The organism is Nocardioides sp. NPDC047086 (genome assembly GCF_040643685.1).
Lineage (GTDB): Bacteria > Actinomycetota > Actinomycetes > Propionibacteriales > Nocardioidaceae > Nocardioides.
On sequence record NZ_JBEYUV010000049.1, the window covers coordinates 26346 to 33076 of the forward strand.

A 6731-nucleotide genomic window follows, 5' to 3' on the forward strand; every position below is an offset into this window, starting at 1 on the left:
CCAGGGTACGGCGGCGTGCCGATGGTTTGGTTCACTCGCTGACGCTCGTTCACCCTCAGGCGCCTTCGCCTATCGGGGCCAGGCCCATCGCCCGCGCCTGCAGGTCGGCCATGTGAGCCAGGATCTCCTCGCGGCTCGGCTTGGCCAGCTCGTCGACGACGCGGCCGTCGGCCAGGAAGATCACCCGGTCGCAGTAGGAGGCGGCGACCGGATCGTGGGAGACCATGACGATGGTCTGGCCCAGGTCGTCGACGCTGTGGCGCAGGAAGTCGAGCACCTGGGCGGCCGAGGTGGAGTCGAGGTTGCCGGTCGGCTCGTCGGCGAAGACGATGTCGGGCTTGGAGACCAGCGCCCGGGCACACGCGACCCGCTGCTGCTGACCGCCGGAGAGCTCGCTCGGCTTGTGCGAGAGCCGCGGCCGCAGATCGACCGTGTCGATGACCTGGTCGAACCACCCCGGGTCCGGCTTCTTCCGGGCCAGGGAGAGCGGCAGCAGGATGTTCTCCTGCGCGGTCAGCGTCGGCACCAGGTTGAACGCCTGGAAGACGAACCCGATCTTGTCGCGCCGCAGCGAGGTGAGGCGGCGGTCGCGGAGCTTGCCGAGCTTGCGACCGCCGACGATCACCTCGCCGGTGGTGGGCTTGTCGAGCGCCGCCAGGCAGTGCATCAGCGTCGACTTGCCCGAGCCCGACGGCCCCATGATCGCGGTGAACTGCCCCGCGTAGAGGTCCAGGCTCACGCCGTCGAGCGCGCGGACCTCTGCGGCACCCTTGCCGTAGGTCTTGTGCAGGTCGATCGCCTGGGCGGCGATCTCACGCTGTGCCGGTTCGGTGAGGCTCACGCCTCAACTCTTGCCTACGGGTGGTTGGGGCGCATGGCATTTTCAGGCGTCGAGCGCGGCACGTCGCTCGAGGCGTGGATCTCGACCCGCTTCGCGGGTTCGCTCCGCTCACCCGCTGCGCTCGCTCGATCTCCTCGCGTTGCGACCCTGCTCGCTTCGCTCGCAGGGTCGCAGGCTCGGACTCAGATCTTCTGGTTGAGCAGCCCGGTGTCGACGTCGTAGATGAAGCCGCCGACCTTGACATCCTCGGGGACGAACGGGTGCGAGCGGACCTTGGCGACGTCCTCGGCGAGCGCACGGACCTGGTCGTCGACGACGACGGTGAGGTCGAGCCAGGAGGCGTCCTGGCCGGCGGACTCGGCGAGCTTGGCGCGCAGCTCGGCCTCGGTGTTGGAGGCGACCGCACAGCGGGTGTGAGGCACGATCAGGATGCGCTTGACATTGAGCAGGTGCACGCCGAGCACCAGCGCCTCCATCGCCTGCGGGGTCACCCGGCCACCGGGGTTGCGGAAGATCTTGGCGTCGCCGAGGCCCAGGCCCAGCAGGGCGAGCGGCTCGATGCGCGAGTCCATGCAGGTCACGATGGCGACCCCGGCGTGAGCCACGCCGTCGAAGCCTCCGTCGCCGAACTTCTCGGCATAGTCTCGGTTCGCGGCAAGCAGGTCATCGAAATCGGCCATGGTGCCAAGGTAGCCGATATCGCGGGGACGCCTGCGGCCTGTGTCAGATAGCGTGCGCGATGTGATCGACGCCCTACTCGAGCCCAGTGACCTGCCCCACCGCCTGCCCCGTTTCGCGGACATCTCGATCGAGGACTACGGCCCGGCGATCGAGCAGGGGATGGCCGAGCAGCTGGCCGCGCTCGCCGCGATCACGTCCTCCACCGAGGAGCCGACGTTCGAGAACACCCTCGTCGCCCTGGAGCGGTCCGGTGAGCGGCTGGACCGGGTCCTGCGGGTGTTCTTCTCGCTGCTCTCCGCGGACTCCGACGACGATCTGGACGAGCTCCATGCTGCGTACGCTCCGCGGCTGGCGGCCCACCACGACGCGATGCTCCTCGACGACGCGCTGTTCGCGCGGGTGAACGCGGTCCATGAGAAGCGGGCCGAGCTGGAGGGTGAGGACCGCTATCTGGTCGAGCGCTACCACCGTGACTTCGTGCTCGCCGGCGCCGCCCTGGGTCCCGCGGAGAAGGCACGGCTGCGGGATCTCAACCAGGAGATCTCCGGGCTCGAGGCCGCCTTCGGGCAGGCGGCGCAGGCCGACTCCAACGACCTCGCCGTGGTCGTCGACACCGTCGAGGAGCTCGCCGGGCTGACCCCGGGGGAGATCTCCGCGGCCGCGGCGGCAGCCGAGGGCAGGGGCCTGGCGGGCAAGTTCCTGATCACGCTGACCCTGTTCACCGCCCACCCCTACCTCTCGGTGCTCGAGAACCGGGAGCTTCGGCAGCGGCTGTTCGAGGCCCAGCTCGCCCGCGGCTCGCGCGGCAACGCCAACGACACCCGTGGCATCGCGCTCGACGCGCTGCGGCTGCGGGCGGAGAAGGCGCGGCTGCTCGGGTTCGACAGCTACGCCGGCCTGGTGACCGCCGACAACACGGCCGGCACGCCCAAGGCCGTCCGCGACATGCTGGAGCGGCTGGCCGCGCCGGCGGCTCGCAACGCCCGGGCCGAGCAGGCCGCGCTGGAGGCCTCGGCGGGCGGGCCGATCGAGGCCTGGGACTGGCCGTTCTACGCGGAGAAGGTCCGGGTCTCGGAGTACGACGTCGACCTGGCCGTGCTGCGGCCGTGGTTCGAGGCCGACCGGGTGCTGCGCGACGGCGTCTTCTTCGCCGCCGGCCGGCTCTACGGGCTGACCTTCGAGGAGCGCCCTGACCTGCAGGGCTATCACCCCGAGGTACGCGTCTTCGAGGTCTCCCGCGACGGCGAGCCGATCGGGCTCTTCCTGCTCGATCTCTACACCCGCGACTCGAAGAAGGGCGGTGCGTGGATGAACTCCTACGTCACCGCCAACACGCTGCTGGGTGAGCCGTCGGCGATCGTGACCAACAACCTCAACGTGCCCAAGCCGGCGCCGGGTGAGCCGACGCTGCTCACGTTCGACCAGGTCAACACACTCTTCCACGAGTTCGGCCACGCGCTCCACGGGCTGCTGGCGCGGGCGACGTACCCGCGGTTCGCGGCGACGTCGGTCTACCGTGACTTCGTCGAGTATCCGTCCCAGGTCAACGAGATGTGGATGCTCTGGCCCGAGGTGCTCGCCAACTACGCCGTGCATCACGAGACCGGCGAGCCGATCCCGGCCGACGTGCTCGGCAAGCTGGAGGCGTCCGCCACGTTCAACGAGGGGTTCGCGACCTCCGAGTACCTGGCCGCCGCGCTCATCGACCTGGCCTGGCACGAGCTCGGCCCGGCCGATGTCCCGACCTCGCCGGAGGCGGTGGGGGAGTTCGAGGCGGCCGCGCTCGCGGCGGTAGGACTGGACAACCCGGCGGTGCGGCCGCGCTACTACACGGCGTACTTCAAGCACATCTTCGGCGGCTACGCCTCGGCCTACTACTCCTACATCTGGTCCGAGGTCCTCGACGCCGACACGGTCGCCTGGTTCCGGGAGAACGGCGGGCTGACCAGGGAGAACGGCGAGGCGTACGTCCGCTATGTGATCGGCATCGGGGGCACCCGCGACCCGCTGGAGTCCTACGCGGAGTGGCGGGGGCGGCCAGCCCCGATCGCTCCGCTGCTGGAGCGCCGGGGCCTGGCCTGAGGGTCAGCGGTCCCGAGGATCGGCCGGGCCTGCCCAGCTGGACTGCGGGTCGCTGGCGGGGAAGGTCTCTTCCTCGATCTCGTCCTGGCGATCGCGCTCCTCGCCTTCCTCCTCGACCCGCTCCGGGGTGGGGAAGGGGATCGGGGACTCGGTGCTCTCGTCCGCGCCGGTCACGGGGTCCTTGGTTTCCTTCTCGACCATGATTCTTTTACTCCCATCTGAAGACTTCGATGATGTCGTCGATGCCGTTCGACACCCACTGTGCCATGTCAGGACCGGCTGAGCGCGTCCTTGACACGGTCCACGATGGAGTGGAACGGCATGGTGGCCAGCTGCTTGGGCATCGATCCGGCGGAGCCGGGGTGGGGGTGGGTCGGTGCGACGAACTCGGTCGCCGTCAGCCGCTTGCCCATCATGTGCCGCGACGTCTGGTCGATCGTGCTGAGCAGCAGCGGAAACTCGACACGCTCCTCTTCCTCGGTGTGCTGCTCGACCGCGATCTGGAAGATCGGGAAGGTCTCGTCGAACTCCGGGCTCTCGACGCCGACCTCCTCGAGCCGGGCCAGCATCTCGGTGGCCTCCTTCTCGTCGGCGTTGAGCGCCTTGGCGAGCAGCTCGCCGCCATGGGTCGAGGTGACCGGATGGACGACGAGCTCCTCGGCCGCCTCGTGCACCGCGAGCAGGACCCGGAGGTCGTCGAACGCCTGGCGCTTGGCCGGTCCCTCGGAGTTCGCCACCGTGGAGCAGAGCTGACGGATACCGGCATGCTGCTGCAGCAGGATTCTGACCACGTCTCCCTCGGGTAGCTCGGAGGCCTTCTTGAGGTCTTCGGTCACATCGGACATGGGACGCTCCCGTCTCAGTGCTCTCAATTGGCTTCTGAATTGGACGTCAACTCTGGTACCCACGGCGTGTTGTCGCCATACACCTGTCCAACCGACCACCGATCTGAGAAAGTTCAATTGTGATGCGTTCGGCGGTATTGCGGGTAGCAGTGGTCAGCCCGCAGGAAGTTGTCATGCGCGGGCTCACCAGCATGCTCGCGGACTATCCTGACCGGTTGGTCGTGACGGCCCTGCCGTCCGTACGCAGCCATGCGCCGGGTGTCGACGTGATCCTCTACGACACCCTCGGTCTGCATCTGGCCGACGGGTCCGACCTCGTGCATCTGATTCAGGAGACCGACGCCAAGGTGCTGATCTTCAGCCGCGACATGCGTCCCGACCTGCGCGTCAAGGCCTACTCGCTCGGCGCCAAGGCCTGGGTCTCGATGAGCGTGCACGCCGGCGAGCTCGTACGCGCCATCGAGCTCACCGCCTCCGGCGAGCAGTTGGACGAGCGCGAGGACCGGCTCGGCACAGTGGCCGGGCTCACCACGCGCGAGGTCGAGGTGCTCGCCCTGATCACGCAGGGTCTGTCCAACAACGAGATCGCCGCCAAGCTCGTGGTGAGCGTGAACACGCTGAAGAGCCACATCCGGCAGGCCTACCGAAAGATCCAGGTCACCACCCGTAGCCAGGCGGTCAGCTGGGCGATAACCCACGGGTTCGCGCCGCCCGACGAGAAATCCATCGAATCGGGCGCATCCGTAGGGGCCAGAATGGTTACCGATACCGTATCGACAGAGCAGGCAGGGTGACTTCCTCCCTGCTGAGTCCTGTGAGGAGTGACACCACGTCGGCACTGTCGGTGCCGCGGTCTCGGCAACGGACCTGGGACCGCGGTCCTAACCCTCAGGGGTGAGTACGCTGTGGGGGTTGAGCTCACCCCTGGGGGCCATTTCTCTCCCGATCCGGGGCTTTTCGCCGGACTGCGCGACAGACTCGGGCCATGGACAGGACACAGGAAGCAACGCCGCTGCCTCTGGCTCCCCTTCAGCAGGAAGACCTGGTCGTACGCCACCTCCCGGTGGCACGCTCGCTGGCTGCCCGTTACTCGGGCCGCGGTGTCGAGGTCGACGACCTTCGCCAAGCCGCCCACATGGGGCTGGTGAAGGCGGCTCGCCGGTACGACCCCGCGCAAGGTGCCTTCTTGAGCTATGCCGTGCCGATGGCGACGGGCGAGGTACGCCGCTGCTTCCGTGACCACGCCCGCTGCGTACCTCCTCAGCGGGTGGACGACGGGCTGGAGTCCCTCGTCGAGCAGGTCGGCGAGGTCGACGCCGGTTTCGACCGCGCTGAGGCACGGGTCCTGGTGGGGGAGGCCATCGGCGACCTCTGCGAGAGCGACCTGATGATCCTGCAGCTGCGCTTCGTCGACGGCTTGACCCAGGCCGAGATCGGCGAGCGGATCGGCGCCACCCAGGTGCAGGTCTCCCGCGCCCTGGCCCGGATCATCCGCCGGATGCGGGTAGCCGTCGCCGCGTAACCCGAGCCCGAGGTGGGTACCGGAAGGCATGACTACTCCAGCCGTCATCTTCACCGTGATCGGAGTGATCGTCGTCCTGGCCGGCATCGCCGCCTGGCTCTTCGACGCCCGCCGCAACAAGCGCGTCGCCGACGATGACGAGCGCTTCGACCAGCCGACCGAGAGGAGAAACTGAGATGCCGCAACGTGCCTGGAGCAAGAAGCGAGAACGCCAGTACGAGCACGTCAAGGAAGGTCTGCTCGAGCGCGGTGAGAACGAGGACACCGCCGAGGAGATCGCGGCTCGTACGGTCAACAAGGAGCGCGCTCGCGAAGGAGAATCGCGCGAACGCAGCCGTACCTCGACCAACGACATCTCCTCAGGCCGCCGCGGTGGCTTGCGCAGTCACCGCGGCCCGGGCGGGCGAACCAAGGCGCAGCTGTACGAAGAGGCCAAGGACAAGAACGTCGAGGGGCGTTCGAAGATGAACAAGGCCGAGCTCGAGAAGGCGGTTGGGCGCTAGGTTCGTACGCCGGTGGTCGAGCTTGTCGAGACCACCCAGTCCCGGTGGTCGAGCTTGTCGAGACCACCCAGTCCCGCTGGTCGAGCTTGTCGAGACCAGCCCGCCCCGCTGGTCGAGCCGCCGGAGCCGCTAGGCGGAGGCGTGTCGAGACCAACACGGTTCCTCGGCTGATCGAGCTTGCTGAGAACTCCCTGCCGGAACGTTTCGCCCGGAGGGCTGGCCTGGGCCGCCGACCCGTTCTTTGAGGGTGTTCTCGA

At 68.3% G+C, this 6731-nt stretch carries 10 protein-coding genes; 5 read left to right on the forward strand and 5 right to left on the reverse strand.

Annotated elements, in window-relative coordinates:
- Positions 1–55: 55 nt before the first annotated feature.
- Positions 56–841 (reverse strand): ABC transporter ATP-binding protein, encoded by a 786-nt coding sequence (locus ABZ796_RS25050; RefSeq protein WP_357340661.1) that lies wholly within the window; start codon positions 839–841, stop codon positions 56–58.
- A gap of 182 nt (positions 842–1023) precedes the next feature.
- Positions 1024–1521, reverse strand: coding sequence for a carbonic anhydrase (locus ABZ796_RS25055; protein WP_357340663.1), 498 nt, complete (start codon positions 1519–1521; stop codon positions 1024–1026).
- 61 nt (positions 1522–1582) lie between these two features.
- Between ABZ796_RS25055 and ABZ796_RS25060 the strand changes: the two genes are divergently transcribed.
- The gene (locus tag ABZ796_RS25060) at positions 1583–3604 is read left to right on the forward strand and encodes a M3 family metallopeptidase (protein ID WP_357340664.1); all 2022 of its coding nucleotides are present in this window, start codon (positions 1583–1585) and stop codon (positions 3602–3604) included.
- Positions 3605–3607: 3 nt separating this feature from the next.
- Here ABZ796_RS25060 and ABZ796_RS25065 read toward each other — a convergent pair whose 3' ends face one another.
- Positions 3608–3805: a hypothetical protein gene (locus ABZ796_RS25065; RefSeq protein WP_357340665.1), complete on the reverse strand. Its 198-nt coding sequence runs from the start codon at positions 3803–3805 to the stop codon at positions 3608–3610.
- Between the two features lie 68 nt (positions 3806–3873).
- Entirely contained in the window at positions 3874–4449 is a 576-nt protein-coding gene (locus ABZ796_RS25070) for a hemerythrin domain-containing protein (RefSeq protein ID WP_357340667.1), read from the reverse strand.
- Positions 4450–4622: 173 nt separating this feature from the next.
- On the opposite strand from ABZ796_RS25070, the gene ABZ796_RS25075 reads away from it, so the two are divergent.
- The 4 genes from ABZ796_RS25075 (at position 4623) to ABZ796_RS25090 (ending at position 6474) form a co-directional block, all read left to right on the forward strand.
- Positions 4623–5243: a response regulator transcription factor gene (locus ABZ796_RS25075; RefSeq protein WP_357340669.1), complete on the forward strand. Its 621-nt coding sequence runs from the start codon at positions 4623–4625 to the stop codon at positions 5241–5243.
- 191 nt (positions 5244–5434) lie between these two features.
- Positions 5435–5971 (forward strand): sigma-70 family RNA polymerase sigma factor, encoded by a 537-nt coding sequence (locus tag ABZ796_RS25080; RefSeq protein WP_357340670.1) that lies wholly within the window; start codon positions 5435–5437, stop codon positions 5969–5971.
- Positions 5972–5999: 28 nt separating this feature from the next.
- Positions 6000–6146 carry a hypothetical protein gene (locus ABZ796_RS25085; RefSeq protein WP_357340672.1) on the forward strand — a complete coding sequence of 49 codons (147 nt, stop codon included), beginning with the start codon at positions 6000–6002 and terminating at the stop codon, positions 6144–6146.
- Position 6147: 1 nt separating this feature from the next.
- A complete protein-coding gene (locus ABZ796_RS25090; RefSeq protein ID WP_357340674.1) occupies positions 6148–6474 on the forward strand; it encodes a plasmid stabilization protein in 327 nt (108 codons plus the stop codon).
- Here the strand turns inward: ABZ796_RS25090 and ABZ796_RS25095 are convergent.
- Positions 6471–6731, reverse strand: a 261-nt coding sequence (locus ABZ796_RS25095; RefSeq protein WP_357340676.1) for a hypothetical protein, incomplete at its 5' end; no start/stop codon positions are given. The genes ABZ796_RS25090 and ABZ796_RS25095 overlap by 4 nt on opposite strands.